This is a genomic window from Streptomyces sp. SAI-170, from assembly GCF_049739565.1.
In the GTDB taxonomy this organism is placed as follows: domain Bacteria; phylum Actinomycetota; class Actinomycetes; order Streptomycetales; family Streptomycetaceae; genus Streptomyces.
Genome location: NZ_JBMGQD010000001.1, coordinates 122,864 through 145,610, shown reverse-complemented (window position 1 = coordinate 145,610; position 22,747 = coordinate 122,864). Strand labels below are relative to the sequence as shown.

Below are 22,747 nucleotides of genomic sequence, written 5' to 3'. Positions count from 1 at the left end.
TGCGCATGGGCAAGCAGGTCGACGTCGTCGTCGCCGGTGGTGGGGGATTCATCGGGGGGCATCTCGTGGGCTCCCTCCTGGCCCAGGGGCTGACCGTCCGCTCCATCGACATCAAGCCCCGGGACGAGTGGTACCAGGTCCACGACGCCGCGGAGAACGTGATCGCCGACCTGTCGCTCCTGGAGAACGCGCGGGCGGGCGTGCGGGGCGCACGGCAGGTGTACATGCTGGCCGCCGACATGGGCGGCATGGGCTTCATCGAGAACAACAAGGCCGCCTGCATGATGTCGGTCCTGACCAGCACGCACATGCTGCAGGCCGCGCAAGAGGCCGGAGTGGAGCGCTACTTCTACTCCTCCTCCGCCTGCGTCTACGCCGCCGCCAGGCAGACCGACCCGGACGTCACCGCCCTGCGCGAGGAGGACGCCTACCCGGCTCAGCCCGAGGACGGCTACGGCTGGGAGAAGCTCTTCTCCGAGCGCATGTGCCGCCACTACACCGAGGACTACGGGTTCCTCACCCGCGTCGCCCGCTACCACAACGTCTACGGCCCCCACGGCACGTGGGACGGCGGCCGGGAGAAGGCCCCCGCCGCGGTGTGCCGCAAGGTGGCCGAGGCCGTGCTCTCCGGCGACCACCGCATCGAGATCTGGGGCGACGGCCTGCAGACCCGTTCCTTCATGTACATCGACGACTGCCTGCACGGCACCCAGATGATCATGAACGGGGACAGCGGCGAACCGGTCAACCTGGGTTCCTCGGAACTGGTGACCATCAACCGACTCGTCGACATCGTCGAGCAGATCGCCGGCATCCGCTGCGAGCGCAGCTACCGGCTCGACGCCCCCCAGGGCGTGCGCGGCCGCAACTCCGACAACACCTTGATCCGCGAGATCTACGGCTGGGAACCCTCCGTCTCCCTGACCGACGGACTGGAACAGACCTACGCATGGGTCTACGACCAGGTCAAGCGCTCCCACCAGTGACGCCCGAAGCGTTGCGAGGAAGCGGCGGGACGATGAGGATCCTCGTCCACGACTACAGCGGCCACCCGTTCCAGGCCCAGCTGAGCCGGGAGCTGGCACGCCGCGGTCACGAGGTCGTCCACTCGACGTGCACGGCCTACGTCTCCGGCAAGGGCGACCTCGCCGGACCCACCCCGGGCCTGCGCTTCACCACCATCGGGGACGGCGTCAGGCTGCGCAAGGAAGCCTACTTCCGCCGGCTCGGCCAGGAGACCCTGCTGGGACTCGAACTCGCCCGGCAGGTCCGCCGCGAGAAACCCGACGTGGCACTGCTGTCCAACCTGCCCATCCCGGTCCTGGTCGCGACCGCGGCCGTCCTGAACCGGCTGCGCATCCCCTGGGTGCTGTGGCACCAGGACGTGACCGCGGTCGCGCTGAAGAGCTTCGCCGCCGCCGAGGTCGCCAAGTCGATGGGCCTGGCGGCCAAGGTGTTCGGCGCCGCCGAGAAGTGGTCGGCGCGGCGGGCCGCGGCCGTCGTGGTGATCGCCGACTCGTTCGTGCGGGTCCACGAGGAGTGGGGCACCGCCGGCAAGGTCACCGTCATCCCCAACTGGGCGCCGCTGGACGAGATCGTCCCGATGGCACGGGCCAACGCCTGGTCGGCGGAGCACGGACTGAACGACGTGCGAACGGTGCTGTACTCGGGCACGCTCGGGCTGAAGCACAACCCGGCGCTGCTGGTGCGGCTGGCAGAACGGCTGCGTGAACAGGGAAGCCCGGTCCGCCTCGTCGTCGTCAACGACGGCCCTGCCGTACCCGTCCTCAGGGACGCGGCCGCGGCGCGGGGCGTCGAACTCACCCTGCTGCCCTTCCAGCCCTACGAGCGGCTGCCCGAGGTGCTCGGCACGGGCGACGTCCTCGTCGTCCTGCTGGGCCCGGAGGCGGGGCAGTTCTCGGTTCCGTCCAAGACGCTGTCCTATCTGTGCGCCGGGCGGCCGGTGCTCGGCCTGATGCCCGCCGACAACCTCGCCGCGAAGCTGCTCCGGCAGGCGGGATCGGCGGTCTTCCCGCCGGAGGAGTCGGCCCTGGACGGTGCGGCCGCCTGGGTCCGGGAGGTCCTGTCCGACCCGACCCGGGCCGAGCAGCTGGGCAAGGAGAGCCGCGCCCTGGCCGAGCGGGAGTTCGCCCTGGAGGGCTGCGCCTCCCGCTTCGAGGACATCCTGCACCGGGTGACCGCCGGCGCGAGACGCCGCCGGCCCTGACGGGCGTCTTACGTGGCCGGCCCCGCACCGCCGGCCACGGCCGGACGGGCGGCCTTCCCGCTCGGGGAGTGCCGCCGAAGCGCCGGCGGACCGGTGCCGCGGCGTCGTAGGCCTGCACAGCCTCGGAGCGCCGCGGCTGCGCACCCCGCGTCGCGGGCGGCGATCGGGTGGCTGGGGTCGGTGGAGGGGCTGGGGTGGGCGGCCTGGTGGGGTGGCTGGGCTCAGTGAGGGCGGGCTGGATGGCCCGGGGCGGTGGCCGGTTCGGGGATGGGGCGGGTTGGACGGCCCGGTGCGGGGCCGAAGCAGCGGGTGGGGTCGGGCCGCACGGCGAGGTGCGTGGCCGAGCCAGGAGGTGGGGTCGGGCTGGAAGGCGAGGTGCGTGGCCGAGCCAGGAGGTGGGGTCGGGCCGCACGGCGAGGGGCGTGGCCGAGCCAGGAGGTGGGGTCGGGCTGGAAGGCGAGGTGCGTGGCCGAGCCAGGAGTTGGGGCCGGGTGGGACGGCCGTGCCGTGGCCGGGCTCGGAGGATCAGCCGGCCGGGCCCGTCGCGGCCGGCTCCTGCCGGGGATGGCCGCCCGCCGGACGTGCGCCGTGATGCGCACCGCCTCGGCCGGACGGCTCCTCCCGGCGGCTGCCCCGGTAGAGCTCCTCCAGCCGGTCCACCACCGCGCCGATGGAATAGACGTCCTCGACCACGCGGCGGCCCGCCTCCGCCGTCCGGGCCCACAGTTCGGGGTCGACGAGCAGTCGGCAGACCGCTGCCGCCATGGACTCGGGACTGCCGTCGGTGACGAGGGCGGCGCCACGGCGGGCCAGTTCGTCGGCGATGCCGCAGGTGTCGGTGCAGACCACGGGCGTGCCGGCGGCCAGCGCCTCGATGACGGTCATGCCGAAGGGTTCGTTGACGCTCGTCAGCACATGGACGGCCGCCGTCCGATAGGCCTCGCGCGTCTCGGCGGGATCCAGCGCCCCGCCGTAGCGGACCACGCCGGCAGGCCCCTCGTCGATGAGCCGGCGTACGGCGGCCAGCGACCCGTCGTCCGGGCCGTAGAGCGTGAAGCGGGCTTCGGGGAGCTGCTGGTGCACCAGCGCGGCCATCTGCACGAAGGCCTCGGGACGCTTACGAGGATGCAGCCGGGCCAGAAACAGCACATGGGGCTCGCGCGGCTGCCGTGGCGCCGGTTCGGGCGGGCCCGGCTGGATGCCGTTGGGAAGAACCCGCAGCGGCGGGCAGGCCGCCCCCAGCGCCCGCGCCACCAGCCGGCGCTCCTGCTCGGTCAGGACGCAGCACGCGCGCACCCGGCGCAGCAGCGGCAGGTACAGCACGTCGAACAGCCGGACGGGGAACGCGGTGCGCGGCTCGACCATGCCGTGTGTCTGCGCCACACAGGGCACGCGGCGCAGGGCGGCGACGGCGAGGGCGGAGAGGGAGACCAGGTCGCGCCCCGCGTGGACGTGCACGACATCGGCGCCGCCCATGGCCCGCCACAGATCGCGCAGGAGGAGGGGGTGCAGCAGGCCGATGAAGCCCCGCCCCGGCAGCAGCGAACGGGCCGGACGCGAGCGCAGCCGGACGGTACCGATGCGCTCCGGGGCCCGGCGGCTGCCCCGCCACAGCGACATCAGCGTGACGTCGTGACCGCGTGCGGCCAGTTCCTGCGACTGGGCGACCGCCACGCTCGGCGGGCCGCCGAAGGCACCGTCGTCGCTGATGAGCGTGACCACGTGGAGGAGCCTCATGCCGTACGTCCCTTCGACGTCAGGACCGTGCCGGGCGCGAGGTCCCGGTGGGCGACGGCGCCGGCGCCCACGACGCCGCCCCGGCCGACCGTGACACCGCGCAGGACGATGGCACGGGCCGCGACCCAGCTGCCCGGCTCCAGCCGGATGGGTCCGTTGTCGAACTCGAACGTGGCGCAGCGGGGGCGATGGCTGCCCGTGCACAGCAGCGCGCTCTGGGAGACGCAGCAGTCGTGGCCGATCGTGACGGGCTCGAGGTTGAGGATCCAGGCGCCCTCGCCGATCCACACGTCGTCGCCGATCTCCAGCTTCCACGGCCAGTGCACCCGCACTCCGTGCCGGATCAGCACCCGCTGTCCGACGCGGGCGCCGAAGGCGCGCAGCAGCACCGGGCGCCAGCGGTGCGGGCACCACCATTTGACGAAGACCAGGTGGAGGACGGCGAACCAGGCGGCCTGTACGAGCAGGGGGCGTCCCTTGTCGTATCCGGCGCCGGTGAAGCCGCGCAGGGACCGCTCCACGACGGGTCTGGGCGGGGTGGCCGGACCGGAGTCACCGGGCTGTGCGGCGACTGCGCTCTGCGCCATGACAGTGTCCTTTCCGAGGCAGAGGCGTTCAGCTCCGTGATCCTTCACGTCCTGCCGGGCGGATCACCCGCGATCCAGGCGTGTTGGCGGCAGGCTTGCCCGGATGGACGAGCTTCAGTAGGCGCCCTGCCCGTTCAGCACCGCGCGTACGGTGCGGGCCATCACGTTGACGTCCATGGACGGGGACCAGTTGTCGACGTAGCGCAGATCGAGCGAGACCGTCTCCTGCCAGGACAGGTCGGACCGCCCGCTCACCTGCCACAGCCCGGTCAGGCCCGGCTTGACGTGCAGTCGGCGCATCTCGACCGCGTTGTACCTGACGACCTCCTCCGGCACCGGAGGGCGCGGGCCGACCAGGGACATGTGGCCGAGGAGGACGTTGAAGAGTTGAGGCAGCTCGTCCAGCGAGTAGCGGCGCAGGAGGCGTCCCAGGGGGGTGACCCGGGGGTCGCGGCGCATCTTGAACATGTGGCCGTCGTTCTCGTTCGCCGCCTCCAGCTCGCTCTTGAGGCGGTCCGCGTCGACGACCATCGTGCGGAACTTCCACATCGGGAAGGGCGTGTTGTTCTGGCCGACCCGCGTCTGGCGATAGAAGGCGGGACCGGGTGAGCCGAGCCGCACGGCCAGGGCCAGCAGGAGCAGCAGCGGTGAGAGCAACAGGATCAGCAGCAGCGCGCCCACCCGGTCCACGGCTTCCTTGAGCAGGGCCGGAACGCCATGGCGCAACGGCGGCGCGATGTGCAGCAGGGTGAGCCCGGACGCCGAGGTGAGCCGGACCCGCCGGCGGGCGACCTCGACGATGCCGGGCAGGACGACGATCGGGCACCCCCGGTCGTGCACCGCCCAGGACAGCCGGCGCAACCGCTCGCCCGACAGGTGCCGGCCCGGCGCGACGAAGACCAGGTCGGCGCAGAGTTCGTCGGCCGCCCCGAGCACCGTCACGGCGTCCTGCTCGGGAGTCTCGGGCTCCTCGCGGGGCAGCCGCACGTAGACCGGGACACCGGAGAGCACTTCGTCCTCCCCGATCGGGCAGGAGCCCACGATCACGTATTCGTGGTCGGTGCGCTGGGCCAGCTGTCCGACCACCGCGTCGATGGTGGGGCCCTCCCCGACGACAAGGACGTGGCGCAGCGCGCGGCCGTCGCGGCGGGCGGCCAGGAGATGACGGTGAATCATCTGGTGGCAGGCCGCGGTGAGGACCAGCGCGGGGCTCAGCGCCGTGAAGGCCTCGGCCGGCACGCTCTGCAGTCCGCACAGCACACGCAGCGTCGCCAGCGCACCGACGAGCACCAGCCAGTCGCTCACCACGGCTCTCAGGCCGCCGCCGTCACCCCAGGCGGAGGGCGTGTAACGCTTGCCGACCACTCTGATCAGCGGCCACAGCAGGGCGGCGACGGCTGCCAGGCGCAGGGGGTGGGGTTCGTGCACTTGCACGATCGCCGCCGCGACCGGCAGTGCCGCGCCGGCCAGATCCACACCGACAGACACGGGGCCGTACCAACGTGCCCGGGTGCCTTCGGGATGGGCTGGCCGACGTGGAACGGACCCCGGCGTCTGCCGGGTCGCCGCGGTACTGAAGGGCCGCATGCCTCTCCTCGGAAGCTCCAATCCCAGACAACCGACGCGGCCGCACCGCCCGCTCAAGGGCCCGTCGCATCTTCACGCAAGATGTATATCAACTAATAGGCACGTATGTCCTCTTTGTCACCCATTCTCCGGTCATTCCGAACGAGGGGCGGGTCGCTCCGATCAGGGACCGCCTGCCCGGGAAATGTGTGGCCTCGCCGCCCGCTGCTCGATACGGACGCGGGCATGGCGATCGTGGGGGGCTGCGGGTCGGACGGTTCGACGTGCCGGCACGGTCGACGTGGCTGTGCACCTCGCGCGACCAGTGGCGTCCGTCGCTGGTGAACCGGAGGCGGTCGAACGGCGCAGCAGCGCCCACGTCCCGGCCGCGCGGGGATTGCCGTAGCGCGGCCGCCTTTAGTCGACGCCGGCGCCTGTGAGGAGGCCGGCCAGATCTTGTACGTCGCGGGAGCACACGGCGCTTTCACTCCTGCGGAAGTTCGCTCGCCGTCGGCCACGCCCGGCCGGCCGGGGGAGTGCCGAGGGAGCCGGTGGCGATTCCCGGTCTGACCTCCTCCCGGACCCTCGGCGGCTGCGACTACCGGATTCAGCAGGAACGCCCCGCAGAGGGCGACCGGCTGCTGTCTGACTGGCTGTCCTCCCTCCAGGTCTGACGCCGACGTGACTCAGCGTGCTCCGGTCCAGGTGTGGGCCACGTCCACGACCACGTGGCCGTCCACCAGCAGGACCCGGAACGGCAGCCGGGCCCGGACGCCGAGCCCGAGCTGGGTGTCGCCTTCGAAGCTGCCGGCGAAGCGGGCGTCCCGGAAGGTGCGGTATCCGGTGAGGTTGACGCCCGGCAGCGAGCGGCCGGCCTTCGCGGGATAGGTGGGCGCCCCGGTGTCGGGGTCGTAGCTGGGCGCTGTCACCCGCACCTCCAGGACGGCTCCGCCGCCGACGGGGATGAGGCGACCTGATCCGTCCTGGTAGAGGTGGTTGACGTACCTGACGGAGTAACCGAGGTGGCTCCTGCTCGCGCCGGGGATGTCGATGACCATCCGGTCGTAGCAGGCGTGGCGGCCGGTCCTGACGTTGGTCACCGGCGTCGCCGTACCGGCGGTGCGTGTCTTGGCCAGGCTTCCCCAGCCGGTGGGGCAGGCGGTGCTCTGCATGGCGGTGACCGGCGCGGCCTCCGCCGGAAGTGTGGTCACTCCCAGTGCGGTGACGCCTACCAGGAGTGTGGCCCATATTCTGCTTTTCCGTACCATGACGTCCCCTGAGGCAGGTTTGGTGCTGATATCGGATAAGACATAAGGGATGAGTGAATGGTTCCGGCTTTTGGCCGGTCATCTCGGTACCTGCAGTTGTCCGGCCGCGAGTTCGTCGACGGTCAGGCGCTGGCCCGGAGGGCGCGTGGGTCTGGTACGACGGTGAAGGGGCGCCCGCCGGTCACCGGCAGCCCCCTGACGAGGCCAGGGACCTCATCGCCTGCTGGATGATCACCGACATCGCGGCCGGCCGCCCCGGCGCGGGCGGCAAGCCGATCCTAGAGTGGCTCGAACTGTGCCCTGCCCTGACCGTGCCGCCCACGATCACGGCGTGACCTCTCCGGCGGACGAGGTTCGGTCCCGGCGCCTCGCACCGAGCGTCAGCCGCCAGCTCCAGAGCGCCACCCTCTCCTTGATGAATCGTCAGGCGGCCTGCTCGGCAAGGCACTTGTACCGCTGGGCAGAATGTCGCTGCCGAGGTCGGTCCAGTCCTCCTTGGTGAACGGGTCGCGCGCGGAAGGCACTCGGCAGCAGCCAGGACTCAGTGCGTCATACGGCGCTGAGGCCGCCGTCCACCACCAGACTCTGGCCCGTGATGTAGGAGGCGCGGTCCGAGAGCAGGAATGTGACGGCCTCCGCGACCTCAAAGGCGGTGCCCTGGCGGCCCAGCGGGATGCGCTCGAACGAGGCGGTGCGGGATGCCCGCCCGGCCGAGGCCTGCCGGCCCATGGGGGTGTCCATCAGGCCGGGGACGACCAGGTTGGCACGGATGCGGCGGGCGCCTGCCTCCTTGGCGACATGGCGGGTGAGCCCGAACAGACCGGCCTTGGAACTGTCGTAAGCCGGTGAGTTCGTGGCGGCGCGCAGTCCCGCGACCGACCCGATGAAGACGATGGCGCCGCCGTCGGCCAATGCGGGCAGGGCATGTTTGGCGGCCAGAAAGGGTGCACGCAGATTCAGGGAGAGGACTTGATCCCAGTCTTCGGGGGACGAGTCCTCCAGCCCGGTGCCGAGACCCACGCCCACGTTGACCACGAGCGCGTCCAGTCCGCCCAGCCCGTGGACCGCCTGGGCGACCATGGCGGCGGACTGGCCGGCATCCGTGGCGTCCGCCGCGACCGTGACGCTCAGAACGCCTTCTGCTTCCACCAGTTGGGCGGTCGCGGCGGCGGCCGCGGCACAGATGTCGCTGCAGGCCACGTCGGCGCCCTCCCGGGCGGCGAGGACGGCGATGGCCCGGCCATTGCCGACGGGTGCCCCTGGGTCCTTGTCGGGGCGGGTACCCGCGCCGACGACCAATACCTTGCGGCCGGCGAGGCGACGCGCCGCTTGGCCGAGGTGGCCCTCACTCATGACTCCGGCTGCCTTCCGCAAACCCCGTGCTGTCGAAACCCGGGTCCAGCTCCACTCCTGCGGTGTTCAGGAAGAAGGCCACCATGTGGTACTGGCCCACCAGCATGACGATCTCGATCAGCTCGGCGTCGTCGAAGTGCCCGGCCAGGGCCTGCCAGGTCGCGTCGGACAGCGTTGCAAGGCTGTGCAGTTCGTCTGCCGCCCGGATCAGGTGCCTCTCCAGGTCCGTCCAGCCGTGCGCTTCCGCTCCCTCGGTGATGCGGACGACGTCCGCGTCCGTGACGCCCGCGGCCTTGGCCAAGGGCAAGTGGCGTCCCCACTCGTACCGGGCCCCGGTGTTGCAGGAGGTGCGCAGGATCAGCAACTCGCGGAGCCGTTCGGGCAGTCGGCCCCCGCGGAGCAACTGGCCTCCGAAGGGCAGGAATCGCTCGTAGAGGTCGGGATGGCGCACCAGCGTTGTGAAGACGTTAGGGATCCGGCCCCCGGGGTCGCGGGGTGCGGTGGCCAGCAGTTCGCGAATCCTTGCGTCCCCGTGGTCCGCGGGGAGCGGCCTCAGCCGCGGACGAGCTTGCCCTGCGTGTTCGTGGCGCTCTGACATGGCGTCCTCCAACGTGAGGCGCTCACCCTAGGAAACTGGCTTGATGCTTAGCAAGTGAATCAGCCCGAAGCGTTGGCAGTCCGTGCCGGGCACGGTGCCGGTGGCACCGCTCGTCGCTGGCCGTGTGGCGCCGGGCGGCTGCCCCGAACCTCGCGGGAACGGGGCAGCCGGGCCGTCCGGCAGAGCCTCCGGCTGTCCTGGACGGCCGGACCCGGTCAGCCCGGGTTGAGAAGGCCGGCGTCGACGACGGCACGGCCGAAGGGGCTCGCGAGTTGGGCGAGACGCTCACAGCCGGCGTCACCCAGGGCGGCGTAGGCGGGAAGGGCCAGACGGTCGGTGCGGTCCTCGATGTGCCGGCGCAGCAGTACGCCCTCCGGGCTGAGGGAGTCGCCCTCGAGGAGACCTCGCTCGCGCAGGCGTTCCTGGGCGTCGGCCCACTCCTCCTCGGGCCAGCCGCGACTCGCCTTGAGGAAGCCGACGGGAACATCACCGGTCACGGCGTGCAGGATCAGCGCCTCCAAGCCCCCGACTCCCTCGCTCAGCAGGCACGAGATATGGCCGTCTCCACGGAACTCCCGGAGAAGTGTCTGGGCGTGCCACAGGCGCAGTACCGGCTCCTCGGGCCACGGAAGCGCGGCATGAGCGGCGAACAGCGGGCGGCCTTGTGGGTGTTCGCACGCCGCCTCGGCGGCGCGGCGGGTCAGCGCCAGCACCTCGTCCAGGCCGGGCAACTCGTGGATCCCCACCCGCCGCAGGGCTTCGTGCGCCGCGGCGTACCGCGCGTCCAGCACCTGCTGCGGCGTCACCGAGTCCCAGGCGCCGTCCACCGCCCGCCGTACGATGTCGGGGTTGAAGTTGTAGAAGGTCGAGATGACCAGCTCGGCGGAGGCCCGGCCGAATGCGGCGGAGCGGGACGTGAAGTACCCGGCGCGTCCCCCCAGGCCGAGGTCCGCGTACCGGCGCCTTCCCTCGGGGACGAAGTAGATCATGGCGTGGACGGGCTCGAGACGGCGCCAGGCCGCGCGCGCTGTGTTCATGGGGTCACCTCTTCGGAGAGTGGAGGAACGGGGTATGCGCTGGAGGGGAGATGCGCCGACGGTTCAGAACTCGCCGTGCGCTCGCAGGTGTTCGAGCAGCAGGCGGCTCAGCGTTTCGGGCGCCTCCTCGGGGACCCAGTGGCTGACGCCCTGGAGGGTCTCGAAGCGGTACGGCCCGTCTACCCACCGTCGGGTCTCCCGTGCGGCTGCCGGACCGAACGCGCTGTCCTGGGTGCTCCAGACGTACAGCGTGGGCACGTCGACGGCGCCGATCGCGCTGTCGGGGCGGCCGGACCGATACCAGTTCAGCGCCGCGGTGAGAGCGCCCGGCCGGGACAGGTGGCGTACGTAGGCCTCGGCGCTGTCCCGCGGGACCTTTCCGGCGAAGAAGCCGCGAAGCTCTCGGGCGTCGTCGGCGAGCATGCGCTCCTCGGTGGCCGGTGACTCGCGCCAGTCGATCATGTAGCGGGAGCGTCGGCGCTGGTCCTCATCGGTGCGCAGGGCGGTGGCCAGAGCGCCGGGGTGCGGGGTCGAGACAACCGTCAGCGTGCGTACGCGGCCGGGGTGGGCGTGCGCGGTCCACCAGGCCACCGCGCCTCCCCAGTCGTGGCCGACCAGATCGAACGCCGGCCAGCCCAGCTGCTCGCTGATCGCGACCACATCGTCCACGAGCAGGCCGAAGCGGTAGTCGTCGGCCGACGGGGGCCGGGCGCCGGGGGAGTACCCGCGCTGGTCTGGGGCCACCACCCGGTAGCCGTGCACCGCCAATGCCGCGATCTGCCGTCGCCACACCCTCCCCGTCTGCGGGAAACCGTGCAACAGCAGCACCGGGCGGCCCTCCGGCGGACCCGCCGCGATCGCGTCGAACACGCCCGCGCCCGTGGAGATGCTCAGCTGAGTCACGGCCCATCCCTTCGTACCGACTGGTCGGTACCCTTCAGGTGGAGAGGACAGACTGTCAAGGGTCGGCGCGTGACCGGCCCTGGCGTCGGATTCGACTGAAACGGTCGCAAGCCCGGCCCCAGCTGCCTGCTCGCCCGGCTCGACCGGCGACCGGCCGCACGGCACAAGCCGCGTCGCGGGCTTCGGCACCTGGATCGGCGTTCCGCGCCCGGGCCGCGGCGTGCGCGGAACGTGCGAGCCGGCCGTCGTCGAAGGAGACCTGCACGCGGCTGGCCGCCCGCCTGACCCCGGCGTAGCCCCGGCGCAGCCGCTCCGTCATGCTCTTCCTCCGGTCATGGCCGGCTGTTGAGGAATCCGATCGTCACCGCACCCCACCATCCGAGCTGGGAGAGAACGGCCGAGATCACTCCCCGCACGAGCAGGCGACGCGGTGGCCCCGCGCCTTCCTGGTGGACCAGGGTGTGGTGCAGGGCTTGCGCGTGGACGCCGTTGAGCGCGATCAGGAGGACGAGTACCAGCTTGATGTGTGTGAGGGGTGCCCAGGGGTCGGGATCGAGGGCGATTCTGCTCAGCACCAAGGCGGCCAGTCCCGTCCACACGGGCACGTGCAGTGGCCCCGCGCACTCCAGCGCCTGACGCAGGCTCCGCTTGCCCAGGAGCCACAGCAGGCCGTAATGGTCGATGGCGAGCACCGAGCCCAGCCCGATGACCAGCGCCCCCAGATGCAGGAACAGCGCGACCGTACGCACCGCCGGGTCGGCCTCCACCTGGGACGCCGCCCACACGCTGTCTGCCCATGCCAGAGCCGACCATGATCCCCATGACGTCGTCGTGCGAGTGCCCGTCGATCTCGTACCTGCTCGTGACCTGCAGGACGTCTCCTCGGTGGATCTCACCGAGGGGGGACCGCCGCAGGGCGGCATGTCCGAGATCTCGGTGTGTCCGTGGAGGTCGATGAACTCGGGGCTGCCGCCTTCCTCCGCGACGATGCTGCACGCACGGTTTCTGGACTTTCAGGGAAAGCCGGTTGCCCGTCTCCCCGTGGTCGTGTCCGGACGCGGCCGGGATGGTGAACGGCCCGTACCACACGGTCGTGGTCTGCGGGCCGCGGAGCTGCCACGACGTGTCGGGAGCGGATGCCGCCGCGGAGACGGCCGCGGGCACGGCGCCGGCCGCGAGTGCGGCGGCGACGCCGACAGCGGTCAACGCGAGATTTCTCCGAAGCATTTTCTTCTCCTTCGCCGGAAAGAAATTCTCGGAGTCGGTTGGTGTGCAGGGAGTTGGGGCGTGTTCACCCGTCTCGCGATGGCAAGGGTGTCGGGAGGCTCGATTCGGCATCGCAAAGACAGGCGATCTTTCGCTGCATCGGAGCGGATGACGGTCAACGCCTCAGAGCGGACGGTGCATATCGAGAGGGTCCCTCTCGGGTAATCGCCCCGCTTGACTGACCGTAGAGTGGCGTGCGGCCTTTCCGCTGTCAACCGGTCTTCGCCGCAGTGAACAGGGCGAAATTCCCGGTGAGTTGCTGACCAGCGTCTCCTCGTGACGCCGGCCCCGCAGGCCGGTGCAACACCGGTGACTTCACCGGTTCGCGGCGGAATTGAGCGGTGAGTCAGCCGTTGCTGTGCCGCGAACGGTCCCGGGCCGAGCGCCGGGCGGCGGTCGCGGTGCGGACAGTGGCCGAGGCGCCGGCGGACACCGAGTTCGCCGCGAACCCGGGGTGTTCATGCGCCTGTGCAGGCGGCCGAGGACGGAGGCCGTCGACGAGCATCGCAGGTCCGGTTCGCTGCGTGTCCGGCCTGCGGCGCGCACGGCGATCCAAGGCCGCGGAAGCCGCTCGCCGTCGTGCCCCGCCACCCCGGCGGTCGGGTCCCGGACATCTTCACGACGCTGTGCGTCATCCCGGCCTCTGGTTCGTGTCGCCGATGAGAGTCTGACGGGGGCGCTCTCGCAGAAGCTCACATTCGGCTGCCAGGAGCTCAAGGAGGGTGTCGCGTTCGTCGGCCTTGGCGCCGGTCAGGGCGAAGGCGATAGGCAGGCCCTGAAGGGTGCGGACCAGGGGCAGGCACAGGCCCCAGAAGAAGCGCTGTGGCCGACGCAGCTGCTTGTTGTAGCCGGGTATGGCCTGCACCGTGGCGAGGATGACCAGTTCGGCATCGCTCTGGCGGGGCGTAATGCCGACCGGCGGGCGCCACGGCGCCAGGTCGGGATGCTCCTTCAGCATGTCGTCGGTCGTCGCATAGAGTGCTGTCGCGAGGGTGTCCATGTCGTTCGTCACAAAACGATCGTGGGCACCTCGTTCTCGTCTCCGCAGGCGCCCTTGGATCGCACCACCAGGAGGAACCGGTGTCACAGCCGCATCTGCTCACCCCCGCGGAGAAGCTCACCGACGCGAAGAAGCAGTTGGGCCTCCCGCGTATCGTCGTGATCTGCGGCTCCACCCGCTTCATGACCGAGATGAACGAGGCCGATCTGCGGGAGAGCAAAGCCGGAAAGATTGTCGTCAAACCGGGCTGTGACATGAAGTCGCCGCACGAACTGTGGTCCGATCCTGTCGAGGCCGAGGCGCTGAAGGTTCGACTCGACGATCTGCACCGGGCGAAGATCCGGCTCGCTGATGAGGTGCTCGTGGTCGGCGACTACATCGGAGACAGCACCCGAGCCGAGATCGCCTACGCCCGGTCGCTGGGCAAGCCCGTACGGTTCACGCACCCCGAAGTCGACCCTGAGGCCTGACCGAGCGCTGCCACCTCGACAACCAGGGCCGGCAGCCAGATCTAGCCCTCCTGCAACACCGGGCCCGGTGCACGTGGGGGCGGCGGACGACTGCACATCGGGCATCCTGTTGGGCCGCCAGGGCACCGCCGCAGGAGGTCGCGGAGGCTGTCCCGCACGTTGTGACGGCTCAGACGTCGCCCCGTGTGGAGGTGAGACCGAGTACCAACGTCTCGCGTGCGGCTCGTGCGATTTCCGTCAAGCGGGTGCGGGCGGAGTCCAGTTGATACTGCAGGAGCACGCCCCGGGCGATGCTCTCCACCAAGAACGCCTGCGCGACCACATCGACGTCCGGCCGGATGCTCCCGTCGGCGACACCCCGTCGTATGTCCTCTTCGATACCGGCCCGCACGAGACTGAGATGCTCGGCCATCACGCCCTTCATCCCGTCGGCGCTGCCGACAGCCTCGACAAGCAGCACGAGCAACGCCCGCGCCCGAACCCCCGGCTCCGGCTGCGCCAGCCGGACGAAGAACTGGTCGAGCTTGGCCAGCACGGCGTCGAGCCCGCTCATCCGGACGTACCCGGGCTGCTCCCGGAGCCGGTCGATGAACATCTCACGGATATCGGCCACCACGGCTTCGACAAGCCCCGCCTTGGACATGAAGTGGTAGTTGACCATGCCCCGGCTGACTCCGGCGCGCTCGCCGACCGTCTTCACCGTCAGCCCGCGGTAACCCTCCTCCGCGAGGATCTCCAGCGCTGCGTTCAGGAGCCTGCGGCGGGAGGCCTCCCGCTGGTCGTCGCGTTTGGTCGGGGAGCGGTGGGACGCCACGGTTGGTTCGTTCATCGGACCTGCAGTATGCCACCGACGCTTCGCTGACCGGCCCCTGCGGAGACCGCCCCGGCGCCTGCCGGTGCCCGAGCGGACCGTCCCGTACGGCCGCCGCCCTCATTCGGCCATTCTCCCTGTCGGTGCCTGGACACTACAGACCCGCGGGCGACGGCATCCGCGGCGACGACCGGCGACCTGAACGTCGAAGCGCCCACCACGATCACAGGCGCCGGCGCGCGGACCACGGTCATCGACGCAGACGGTCAGGACCGGGTCTTCCGCCGCAGGCGCAGACTGACTTGGCCGATGTGACGATCGCCGGGGGCAGGGCCAGGCAGCGCGAACCGCCCTTCATGTACACCGATGGCGGCGGCATCGCCAATGGAAATCATCTGATGCTGCGTCGGGTCGGCGTGACCGGGAACTCCGCCGGCTACGGCGGAGGCATCGACATTCGCGGCCTGGCGACCGTAGAGATCCTCAACTCGACCGTCACACAGAACCGTTCCAGCGACGGCGGGGGCGGAATCGACATCGCGCCGGCCACCGTTGACGGTGCTTCCCGCGACCACGGAGTTGTGCAGGGTTATACGCCCGAGCGGCAGATCGATGATGTCGGGGAGGGGCGCGGGCAGGGGCGCGACAATGACGCTCGTCGGGCCGGCTCAGAAGAAGCCGGACGCCTCAGTCGTATGCCAGGAGTTGCTGCTGCGCTTTCCCCTGCCTGCTCCAACCCCGAGCCTACGGCGCGGTCTGCCCGAAGCGGAAGTCGGCTCTAGGCCGTTTCCTTCGGATCAGAGCTACGGCCCGTGCTGTGGCGGGAGGGCCATCTGGGCGCTGTTCCCACCACAGAGCCTCTTGGCTGGGCAGCTCACGTATGCGTACGACGTCAGTCCGGTGCAGCAAACCCATTTGACGGCATGGGGAGAATGCCTGGCATGGGTACAGACATAAGCGGCTTCCTCGAGTACCGAGCGCCGCAGGACGATCAGGAGTCGATCTGGTACTGCGCACACGATCTCAACTCTCTCAACGATGTCCGTAACTACGATGCGTTCGGTTGTCTCTTCGGGGTCCGCAACTACGCGAACTTCCTTCCCTTGGCAGCAGGCCGGGGGTTTCCCGACGACGCCTCGACCACCGTGAGCGCGCGGTTTGCCCAGCTGACCGAGTGGTGCGGCGAAGACGGCTTTCACGGCACCACGTGGATCACGTGGGCCGAGGTGAAGGCCGTCGACTGGGACGAGCCCGCGGAGAAGCCCGACAGTCGGCTTCACCGATACCGACAGACGCCGAACGGGCTGGTGATGACGGGCAAAGCGTCCTGGAATGGCGGCGCATTCGCCGAGGCTGTCGGTCTCAAACCTGGTGAGGTTCGGGAGTGGCCCGAAGGGAGTGAATGGCTCGTTGGGGACACGCTCTACAGATCTGTCACCATCTGTCGCAGAGATGCTGTCACCGAGACCGGCGAGTGGCAACCAGTCTGGAAAGCTATGAAAGAGCTCGCAGAACAGCACGGTGACGACAACGTGCGGCTCGTCGTGTGGTTCGACGACTGAGCAGGCCACTGGCACAGCGCATCGACGCTGGACGCCCCTTCCGGATCATCTCGCGGACCAGATGAAGATCGCGGCGATGTGGAGTCCGGCGAGGTAGAAGGCGGCGGTCTTGTCGTAGCGAGTGGCCAGGCCGCGCCACTGCTTGAGCATGTGGGATCCCCACCCGCCGGGCCGGCTCCCGCTTCGACCAGTGGGTCGCACCCTCGGGCACCTCTTCGAGCGTGCGCACCACCGCCTCTTCCACCTGGACATCGGTGATAGTGCGCGGGACCCCGGGGCGCGGTTCGTCAGACAGCCCGTCCAGCCAGTCGCGTAGGAACCTGGTACGCCACCGCGCCACCGTCTTGCGGTCCATCCCCAGTCGCGCGGCAACGGCCGTGTGGTCGCCGCCCGCAGCACAGGCGAGCACGATCCGCGCCCGATTCGCCAACCCCTGAGCCGTCGAACGCCGCATGGCCCAGTTCTGCAACGTCAGCCGCTCAGTGGTTGCAGGTCAGGAACTCCTTCGGGTCTTCGTAGACCTGGAGGCGGGGGTTGGCGACCAGCGCGCGTAGTTCGCGTTTGCCGAGGTAGGGCCCGGCGTAGCGGTCCTCCTCGGCACCGTCGTCGACGAAGGAGCCCGGCGACACCAGCGCCTTCTCCACCAGGACGCGGAAGGCGTCCGTGTCGGTCGCGGCCAGCAGTGCCGAATGGTGGGGCGACGCTCCAGCCGGGCGCCGGGTGGCGAGCGCCCACTGCTCGGCGCTCAACTCGGCCACCAGCCGGTCGAGTTCCTCGCTCTCCTCGCGCAGGTCGTCGAACAAGGGCGTCGGATCGGACACGGGACGTCCCCCTCGGGCATGGCAGCACCGAAGAAAACAAGCAGGCATGCTGCACAATTGCGGCCGTTTGGTGCACGACCCGGGGCGAGGGCTGCGCAGACCCTGTGTGCTCAATACACTCGGCGATCGCGCCTATCGCGGCGCACACTCGTACTATCGGGGGACGAACGATGAGCAACTGGAACCCGGGCGGACAGCCGCCCCAGGGGCTGCAGCCCTACCAGCCGCAACCGCCTCAGCCCTATCCGCCCCAGCCCTACGTGCCGCCACAGCCCCAGCCGCCCTACCCGGGGCGGCCGGTGCCGCCGCCGGGCGGGCCGATCACCCGGCTGCGGCGGCGGATCGGCCCCATCCACACCGCGCGCAGGGTCTTCACCCCGTCACGGCCGGGCATCGTCTCGGATCCTGAGGTGGCGCGGATGCGGAAGATCAGGACCCTGGTCGGCGTGGGCGCGTTCCTGTGGATGTCCTACACCTACAAGCTCGCCCCCAAGCTGAGCGATGCGGCGGACGAGCAGGTCGACAAGTCGTGGACCAGCGCCCTCGTGCTGGCGGCGACTCTCCCGGTCGTCGTCGGTGTCCTGTACGGCCTGGCCGCTCCGGCGGCGCGACGGGACCTGCTGCGCCGGGCGGGGCGGTGCTTCGGCGCGATCGTGGCCATGATGGCGGCGGCCTCCGTCTTCCCGATCACCGTGCTCTCAGGGTTCTACGAGGGCCAGGAACCCCTCGTGGAGGGCCACTTCACCGTGACGAAGGGCCTCATCCTCGCGTTCACCCTCTTCGTCCTCTTCTGGGTGACGCCGTTCGTCGTCTGGGGCGTGGGACTCGCCGTCCAGCACGTGTTCCGCACCGCGGACATCCACGAGACGGTGCCGCCGCTGCTGATCATGGCGTTGGCGTGGGAGATGGCACTGATCGACATGTTCACCGGCGCCCACGAGGGCGTGCCGACGGTGATCCGGTACGTGTTCATCCTGGGCGCCCCGCTCTCCGTCACGGCGGTGGGCCTGTGGGAGCTGCACCGGCTGCGCGTGCACTACGGGCTGGGGATGCGGGGACTGCTGATGCGCTAGGAACGGCGCCTCGCAGGACGTACTGGTGATCTGGTTCTGAGGTCGTGGGTCGCCACGTGAGGCGTCCCCTCTTTCAGAATGCGGCGTTCTGCTGGGGGGGGGTAGCGCGCTCGCGCTGTGCTGCGTGGATAGGCGATACCAGGCTGGAACCTGTCGTGTTGTCGGAGGCCGAGCGGCTGACGCTGGAGAGCTGGGCCAAGCGCCGCTCGACCGCCCAGGAACTGGCCGTTCGCGCACGCATCGTGCGGGCGTGCACGAACGGCTGGAACAACACCGTGGTCGCCGTGCGACTCGGTGTCGGCAGAGATACCGTGCGCCGCTGGCGCACACGGTTCCTTGCCCGGCGACTGGACGGACTCGCCGACGAGCCGCGGCCCGGGGTGCCGCGGACCATCACCGATGCCCAGGTGGAAGAGGTCGTGGTCCGCACCGTGGAGCAGACGCCACCGGGCGGGACGCACTGGTCGAAGCGGGAGCTGGCCAAGGTCGAGAAACCACAGATCCAGGCTCTTGAGCGGACCGCACCGGTCCTGCCGATGATTTCGGGAGTGCCCGAGCGGCGGAGTTTCGACTACGTCCGGCACGGGACCGTCGACCTGTTCGCCGCACTGAACACCGCCACGGGCAAGGTGATCACGAAACTGTCCGCCCAACACCGGGCCGTCGACTTCCGCGACTTCCTCGATGAGATCGACCGCCAGACCGACAAGAGCCTTGCGGTCCACGTCATCTGCGACAACCTCTCCGCCCGCAAGGCGCCCGTGGTGCACAAGTGGCTGCTCGCGCACCCCTGCTTCCAGCTCCACTTCACCCCGACCTACTCGTCCTGGATCAACCAGGTCGAACGGTGGTTCGCCGAGCTGGAACGACGCTGCCTCACACGCGGGGTGTTCTGCTCACTCGACGACCTCAAGACCGCACTCGAAGAGTGGATCAAGGTCTGGAACGACGATGCCAGGCCCTTCAAATGGACCAAGACCTTTTCCCGACACACCCCGACGCGACCCGACACGCCCGAGGGTCAGCCGTTCAGGTTCCGCATCATCTCGGGGGCGTAGCGGTCGCCGGAGACGACGCCGCGCGGGGCGACGGCTTCGATGGCGGTGAGGTCTTCATCGGTGATTGTCACGGCGGTGGCGGCTACGTTCTCCTCCAGGTAGCGGCGGCGCTTGGTGCCGGGGATGGCGACCGCGCCCTGGTGCAGCACCCAGGCGAGCGCCAGCTGGGACGGTGTGACCTCCTTGGAGGCGGCGATACGGCGGACCTCGTCCACCACGGCCAGATTGCGGGCGAAGTTCTCGCCCTGGAAGCGCGGGTCGGTGCGGCGGAAGTCGTCGGCGGCGAAGTCGTCCGGGCTGGTGATCGCGCCGGACAGGAAGCCGCGTCCGAGTGGCGAGTAGGCGACCAGGCCGATCCCGAGCTCGTTGAGGGTCGCCAGGACCCCGTCGTCCTCGATGCCCCGCTCGAAGAGCGAGTACTCGGTCTGGACGGCGGTGATCGGGTGGACGGAGTGGGCGCGGCGAATGGTGTGCGGGGCGACCTCCGACAGGCCGATGTAGCGGACCTTGCCGGTGGCCACCAGCTCAGCCATGGCGCCGACGGTCTCCTCGATGGGCACCTGCGGGTCGACCCGGTGCAGGTAGTAGAGGTCGACGTGGTCGGTGCCCAGGTGGCGCAGGGAGCGGTCCAGGGAACGACGGATGTACTCGGGACGCCCGTTGTGGCCGACGAGGGTGCCGTCGTCGGTGAACTCGATGCCGGTCTTGGTGGCGACGACGGCCTGCTCGCGGCGGCCGGCGAGGGCCTTGCCGAGGAGCTGTTCGTTGATGAACGGGCCGTAGCTCTCGGCGGTGTCCAGCAGCGTCACGCCCAGTTCGAGGGCGCGGTCGATGGTGGCGAGGGACTCGGTCTCGTCGGTGCTGCCGTAGAAGGCGCTCATGCCCATGCAGCCGAGTCCTTCGGCGGAGACGGTCAGGCCCTGGCTGCCGAGGGTGCGGAGTTCCATGGTGATCTTCCTTGCTGGTGCGGGGCGTACTGCGAGGGGTGACGGGTCGATCCCGAGTGGGGGCGCCGCTGTTGCCGCGCCCGATGTCGGCGGCGGGCCCTGCGGGACGCGGGGCGGTCAGCGCACCCAGGTGTCGGTGAGGGTCCGGACGGCGGAGCCGTCGAGGTCGGCGAGCGTGGTGGCGACGAAGTCGCGCGCCCACTGAGAGGTCTGGACACGGAACGGCGGGTGGGCGGCGGTCAGGGCGTCGACGATCGGCGCGGCTGCCTCGTCGGGCGTCTGGGCGTTGCCGAACGACTGCTGGGTGCGGGTGATGTAGGCCTCGAGCGCCGGGGCGTAGGCTCCGGCGGCGGCGAGCAGGGCCGGGACGTCCAGGCCGAGGTTGGCGACGAACTCGCTGGCCACCGCGCCTGGCTCGACCACCGTGACGTCGACGCCGACGGTGGCGGCGACCGGCGCCAGGGACTGCATGAAGCCCTCCACGGCGAACTTGGCCGCGCAGTACGCCTCGTTGAAGGGCTGTCCGACGGCACCGCCGACGCTACTGACGGTGATCACCCGCCCCTTCGACGCGCGCAGGTGCGGCAGAGCGGCCCGGGTCACCGCCACCACTCCGAAGAAGTTGACTTCCATGGCCGCGCGGACGTCGTCGACGCTGCTCTGCTCGATGGTGCCGACCTGGGCGGCGCCCGCGTTGTTGACCAGCGCATCCAGGCGGCCGTGCTCGGCGACGACTTCGTCCAGGCAGGCGGTGACACCGGCAGGGTCCGTCACATCCAGGCGCTTGACCTGGATCCGGTCCGCGACACCTGCCTTGGCGGCCGCCTTGTGCAGGGTCTCGGCCTTGCCGGTGTCGCGCATGGTGGCGATGGTCGCCCATCCCGCCCGGGCGGCGCCGACGGCGGCGGCCAGACCGATGCCGGAGGACGTACCGGTGATCAGAACCGTCTTGGGGGAGGTCATGGGGGTCTTCCTTGCCTGGGGTGCAACGGGCCGACACCCGTAACCGGGGAGTTCCCCGGTTGTCGACGACGGTAAACGGGGGACTCCCCGGTTGTCCAGTTAGACTGGCACCGCGATGAAGGGAGCAGCCTTGACCACCAAGCCGAGCGTGCTGCGGGCCGATGCCCGCCGCAACCGGGAACGCATCCTCGAAGCAGCCGTGCGCGCCTTCTCCGAGAAGGGCGCGGACGTGCCGATCGACACGATCGCGAAGGCCGCGGGCGTTGGCTCGGCCACGCTCTACCGCCACTTCCCCACCCGCGAGGCGCTCGTCGAGGCGGCCTACCGCAATGAGCTGGCCCGCGTCTGCGACAGCGCCGCCAAGCTGCTCGCCGCCAACGCGCCCGACCGGGCGCTCCGCCTGTGGATGAACGACTTCATCGACTACGTGGCTGCCAAGCAGGGCATGGCGGACGCCCTGCGCGCCGCCGTCGCATCCGGCGCGGACCCCTTTGCCGAAACCCTCGACAAGCTCGGCTCGACGCTCACCACCCTGCTGCACGCAGGCGCCGAGGTCGGTCTCCTGCGCCCGGACATCGACCCCTTCGATGTCGGCTTCAGCCTGGCCGGCGTCGCGCTGATCACCAGCGCCCCCGACCAGCGGGAACGGGCCGGCCGCCTTCTCGACCTGCTCCTCGACGGCCTCCGGTACGGAGCGGACCGTCCGGCGTCCACCGCGTGACCCGGGTCCCGAGCGGCCGGTTCCCGCCCGCATGACGGGCGGCTCCAGACGCCGCTTCGCGAACCGGCCCCTTCCCTCCCGACCGGCCGCACCCCTCGGCGGCGTACATCCACGGCTGGACCGGCGCGGGCCACCGCGCCGCGCCGAACAGTGAGCACCGGAGGGCGGTCGAACCCGGGGGACAACGGCTGACCTTGAAGCGCCCACCGGGAGCCGGGGCATGGCCAACCGCGTCCTGCGCCGCCGGTACGCCACAGTGGTGTCGCCGCGGCGGACGACGGGGTGGGCGATTGCGACGGTGCGGTCGGTGTCGGTGATGTGGCGGGTGTTGCGCACGGCGGGTACGTCGGAGCCGATGCGCAGGGTGGACATCCGTGTCCTGCACTCGGATGCCGCGCTCTTCGCGACCCCGCTCGCCGGGGCAACCGCCGACGCGTGCGGCGTTTGGGCCCGGCTGGAGACGGGCCGGTGAGCAGGTACCTCCGTACGTCGGCCCTGACCGAGCTGAGCCACGCGCAGTACTGCTTGGTGTGCGTGGTCATGGTGACTCCTCGAAGCCCTTGAGAGGGATGGCTGGGCGCACAGCGGCCTGCGTCGGACGCGACGGAGAAACCGGGTTGGACGCGACGAAGAAACCGGTGCGGGGAGTCGGCCATGAACAGGCCCGAATGTTTCGGCCTGCCCCTTTTCCGGCATGTACGCAACTCGCGTGCCCCGCACGGCGGAAGCGCCCCTCACCCCCCTGGGTCCGGCGGACTGGCGGCCCTCGCGACCCCCAC

The 22,747-nt window shown here is 70.4% G+C and carries 22 protein-coding genes and 4 pseudogenes; 11 read left to right on the top strand and 15 right to left on the bottom strand.

The genetic code is table 11. The annotated features are described in order from the left end of the window. The first annotated feature begins 5 nt into the window (after positions 1-5). Positions 6-986 carry an NAD-dependent epimerase/dehydratase family protein gene (locus tag RKD23_RS00720; RefSeq protein ID WP_404044762.1) on the top strand — a complete coding sequence of 327 codons (981 nt, stop codon included), beginning with the start codon at positions 6-8 and terminating at the stop codon, positions 984-986. A gap of 32 nt (positions 987-1,018) precedes the next feature. After that, positions 1,019-2,227 carry a glycosyltransferase family 4 protein gene (locus RKD23_RS00715; RefSeq protein WP_424851740.1) on the top strand — a complete coding sequence of 403 codons (1,209 nt, stop codon included), beginning with the start codon at positions 1,019-1,021 and terminating at the stop codon, positions 2,225-2,227. Between the two features lie 525 nt (positions 2,228-2,752). Here RKD23_RS00715 and RKD23_RS00710 read toward each other — a convergent pair. The 3 genes from RKD23_RS00710 to RKD23_RS00700 all read right to left on the bottom strand — a co-directional run bounded on the left by RKD23_RS00710 (position 2,753) and on the right by RKD23_RS00700 (position 6,027). Then, on the bottom strand, positions 2,753-3,964 hold the full coding sequence (locus RKD23_RS00710) for a glycosyltransferase family 4 protein (RefSeq protein WP_424851739.1): 1,212 nt from the start codon (positions 3,962-3,964) through the stop codon (positions 2,753-2,755). Then, positions 3,961-4,551, bottom strand: coding sequence for a putative colanic acid biosynthesis acetyltransferase (locus RKD23_RS00705; RefSeq protein ID WP_424851738.1), 591 nt, complete (start codon positions 4,549-4,551; stop codon positions 3,961-3,963). The genes RKD23_RS00710 and RKD23_RS00705 overlap by 4 nt, the downstream gene beginning before the upstream one ends. Positions 4,552-4,665: 114 nt before the next feature. Further along, on the bottom strand, positions 4,666-6,027 hold the full coding sequence (locus RKD23_RS00700) for a sugar transferase (RefSeq protein ID WP_424858130.1): 1,362 nt from the start codon (positions 6,025-6,027) through the stop codon (positions 4,666-4,668). A gap of 641 nt (positions 6,028-6,668) precedes the next feature. Here RKD23_RS00700 and RKD23_RS00695 point away from each other — a divergent pair. Then, positions 6,669-6,791, top strand: a complete 123-nt coding sequence (locus RKD23_RS00695) for a hypothetical protein (RefSeq protein ID WP_424851737.1) — start codon at positions 6,669-6,671, stop codon at positions 6,789-6,791. A gap of 12 nt (positions 6,792-6,803) precedes the next feature. Here RKD23_RS00695 and RKD23_RS00690 read toward each other — a convergent pair whose 3' ends face one another. Beyond that, positions 6,804-7,385 carry an AMIN-like domain-containing (lipo)protein gene (locus RKD23_RS00690; protein WP_424851736.1) on the bottom strand — a complete coding sequence of 194 codons (582 nt, stop codon included), beginning with the start codon at positions 7,383-7,385 and terminating at the stop codon, positions 6,804-6,806. A gap of 108 nt (positions 7,386-7,493) precedes the next feature. On the opposite strand from RKD23_RS00690, the pseudogene RKD23_RS00685 reads away from it, so the two are divergent. Next, a pseudogene (locus tag RKD23_RS00685) lies at positions 7,494-7,720 on the top strand (YciI family protein); the annotation flags it as partial. Between the two features lie 214 nt (positions 7,721-7,934). Here RKD23_RS00685 and RKD23_RS00680 read toward each other — a convergent pair. The 6 genes and pseudogenes from RKD23_RS00680 to RKD23_RS00655 all read right to left on the bottom strand — a co-directional run. Beyond that, entirely contained in the window at positions 7,935-8,738 is an 804-nt protein-coding gene (locus RKD23_RS00680; RefSeq protein ID WP_424851735.1) for an SDR family NAD(P)-dependent oxidoreductase, read from the bottom strand. Beyond that, on the bottom strand, positions 8,731-9,189 hold the full coding sequence (locus RKD23_RS00675; RefSeq protein ID WP_424851734.1) for a carboxymuconolactone decarboxylase family protein: 459 nt from the start codon (positions 9,187-9,189) through the stop codon (positions 8,731-8,733). Before RKD23_RS00675 ends, RKD23_RS00680 begins: the two co-directional genes overlap by 8 nt. A 362-nt stretch (positions 9,190-9,551) precedes the next feature. After that, positions 9,552-10,373, bottom strand: a complete 822-nt coding sequence (locus RKD23_RS00670) for an SCO6745 family protein (RefSeq protein WP_424851733.1) — start codon at positions 10,371-10,373, stop codon at positions 9,552-9,554. 63 nt (positions 10,374-10,436) lie between these two features. Further along, positions 10,437-11,276 (bottom strand): alpha/beta fold hydrolase, encoded by an 840-nt coding sequence (locus RKD23_RS00665; protein WP_424851732.1) that lies wholly within the window; start codon positions 11,274-11,276, stop codon positions 10,437-10,439. 332 nt (positions 11,277-11,608) lie between these two features. Further along, complete coding sequence (locus RKD23_RS00660) at positions 11,609-12,061, bottom strand: hypothetical protein (protein WP_424851731.1); 453 nt, start codon at positions 12,059-12,061, stop codon at positions 11,609-11,611. Between the two features lie 1,127 nt (positions 12,062-13,188). Further along, positions 13,189-13,554: pseudogene (locus tag RKD23_RS00655) on the bottom strand (IS982 family transposase); the annotation flags it as partial. Between the two features lie 68 nt (positions 13,555-13,622). Between RKD23_RS00655 and RKD23_RS00650 the strand changes: the two are divergent. Then, positions 13,623-14,012 carry a hypothetical protein gene (locus RKD23_RS00650; RefSeq protein WP_424851730.1) on the top strand — a complete coding sequence of 130 codons (390 nt, stop codon included), beginning with the start codon at positions 13,623-13,625 and terminating at the stop codon, positions 14,010-14,012. Positions 14,013-14,181: 169 nt separating this feature from the next. Here the strand turns inward: RKD23_RS00650 and RKD23_RS00645 are convergent, their stop codons facing one another. After that, positions 14,182-14,826 carry a TetR/AcrR family transcriptional regulator gene (locus tag RKD23_RS00645; protein WP_424851729.1) on the bottom strand — a complete coding sequence of 215 codons (645 nt, stop codon included), beginning with the start codon at positions 14,824-14,826 and terminating at the stop codon, positions 14,182-14,184. Positions 14,827-15,125: 299 nt separating this feature from the next. Here RKD23_RS00645 and RKD23_RS00640 point away from each other — a divergent pair, with 299 nt between their 5' ends. After that, positions 15,126-15,605, top strand: a complete 480-nt coding sequence (locus tag RKD23_RS00640; protein WP_424851728.1) for a hypothetical protein — start codon at positions 15,126-15,128, stop codon at positions 15,603-15,605. A 159-nt stretch (positions 15,606-15,764) separates the two neighbouring features. Continuing rightward, positions 15,765-16,385: a hypothetical protein gene (locus RKD23_RS00635; protein WP_424851727.1), complete on the top strand. Its 621-nt coding sequence runs from the start codon at positions 15,765-15,767 to the stop codon at positions 16,383-16,385. 172 nt (positions 16,386-16,557) lie between these two features. Here RKD23_RS00635 and RKD23_RS00630 read toward each other — a convergent pair. Continuing rightward, positions 16,558-16,839 (bottom strand): annotated as a pseudogene (locus RKD23_RS00630) (helix-turn-helix domain-containing protein); the annotation flags it as partial. Positions 16,840-16,975: 136 nt separating this feature from the next. Continuing rightward, positions 16,976-17,206, bottom strand: a pseudogene (locus RKD23_RS00625) (wyosine base formation domain-containing protein); the annotation flags it as partial. Between the two features lie 170 nt (positions 17,207-17,376). Here RKD23_RS00625 and RKD23_RS00620 point away from each other — a divergent pair. Together RKD23_RS00620 and RKD23_RS00615 are read left to right on the top strand one after the other, a co-directional pair. Then, a complete protein-coding gene (locus tag RKD23_RS00620; RefSeq protein WP_424851726.1) occupies positions 17,377-18,279 on the top strand; it encodes a hypothetical protein in 903 nt (300 codons plus the stop codon). A 44-nt stretch (positions 18,280-18,323) separates the two neighbouring features. Beyond that, the gene (locus tag RKD23_RS00615; protein ID WP_424851725.1) at positions 18,324-19,337 is read left to right on the top strand and encodes an IS630 family transposase; all 1,014 of its coding nucleotides are present in this window, start codon (positions 18,324-18,326) and stop codon (positions 19,335-19,337) included. On the opposite strand, the gene RKD23_RS00610 is transcribed toward RKD23_RS00615, so the two are convergent. Next, positions 19,301-20,284 (bottom strand): aldo/keto reductase, encoded by a 984-nt coding sequence (locus RKD23_RS00610; RefSeq protein WP_424851724.1) that lies wholly within the window; start codon positions 20,282-20,284, stop codon positions 19,301-19,303. The two genes, RKD23_RS00615 and RKD23_RS00610, sit on opposite strands and share 37 nt — an antisense overlap. Before the next feature lie 117 nt (positions 20,285-20,401). After that, positions 20,402-21,247: an SDR family NAD(P)-dependent oxidoreductase gene (locus RKD23_RS00605; RefSeq protein ID WP_424851722.1), complete on the bottom strand. Its 846-nt coding sequence runs from the start codon at positions 21,245-21,247 to the stop codon at positions 20,402-20,404. 130 nt (positions 21,248-21,377) lie between these two features. Here RKD23_RS00605 and RKD23_RS00600 point away from each other — a divergent pair, with 130 nt between their 5' ends. Beyond that, on the top strand, positions 21,378-21,968 hold the full coding sequence (locus tag RKD23_RS00600; protein ID WP_424851721.1) for a TetR/AcrR family transcriptional regulator: 591 nt from the start codon (positions 21,378-21,380) through the stop codon (positions 21,966-21,968). 220 nt (positions 21,969-22,188) lie between these two features. Next, complete coding sequence (locus RKD23_RS00595; protein WP_424851720.1) at positions 22,189-22,440, top strand: hypothetical protein; 252 nt, start codon at positions 22,189-22,191, stop codon at positions 22,438-22,440. Positions 22,441-22,747 lie beyond the last annotated feature (307 nt).

Coding starts and splice junctions, on each gene's coding strand:
- RKD23_RS00720 (WP_404044762.1), top strand. CDS start 6: ATGGGCAAGCAGGTCGACGTCGTCGTCGCCGGTGGTGGGGGATTCATC.
- RKD23_RS00715 (WP_424851740.1), top strand. CDS start 1,019: ATGAGGATCCTCGTCCACGACTACAGCGGCCACCCGTTCCAGGCCCAG.
- RKD23_RS00710 (WP_424851739.1), bottom strand. CDS start 3,964: ATGAGGCTCCTCCACGTGGTCACGCTCATCAGCGACGACGGTGCCTTC.
- RKD23_RS00705 (WP_424851738.1), bottom strand. CDS start 4,551: ATGGCGCAGAGCGCAGTCGCCGCACAGCCCGGTGACTCCGGTCCGGCC.
- RKD23_RS00690 (WP_424851736.1), bottom strand. CDS start 7,385: ATGGTACGGAAAAGCAGAATATGGGCCACACTCCTGGTAGGCGTCACC.
- RKD23_RS00680 (WP_424851735.1), bottom strand. CDS start 8,738: ATGAGTGAGGGCCACCTCGGCCAAGCGGCGCGTCGCCTCGCCGGCCGC.
- RKD23_RS00670 (WP_424851733.1), bottom strand. CDS start 10,373: ATGAACACAGCGCGCGCGGCCTGGCGCCGTCTCGAGCCCGTCCACGCC.
- RKD23_RS00635 (WP_424851727.1), top strand. CDS start 15,765: ATGGGTACAGACATAAGCGGCTTCCTCGAGTACCGAGCGCCGCAGGAC.
- RKD23_RS00620 (WP_424851726.1), top strand. CDS start 17,377: ATGAGCAACTGGAACCCGGGCGGACAGCCGCCCCAGGGGCTGCAGCCC.
- RKD23_RS00610 (WP_424851724.1), bottom strand. CDS start 20,284: ATGGAACTCCGCACCCTCGGCAGCCAGGGCCTGACCGTCTCCGCCGAA.
- RKD23_RS00605 (WP_424851722.1), bottom strand. CDS start 21,247: ATGACCTCCCCCAAGACGGTTCTGATCACCGGTACGTCCTCCGGCATC.
- RKD23_RS00595 (WP_424851720.1), top strand. CDS start 22,189: ATGGCCAACCGCGTCCTGCGCCGCCGGTACGCCACAGTGGTGTCGCCG.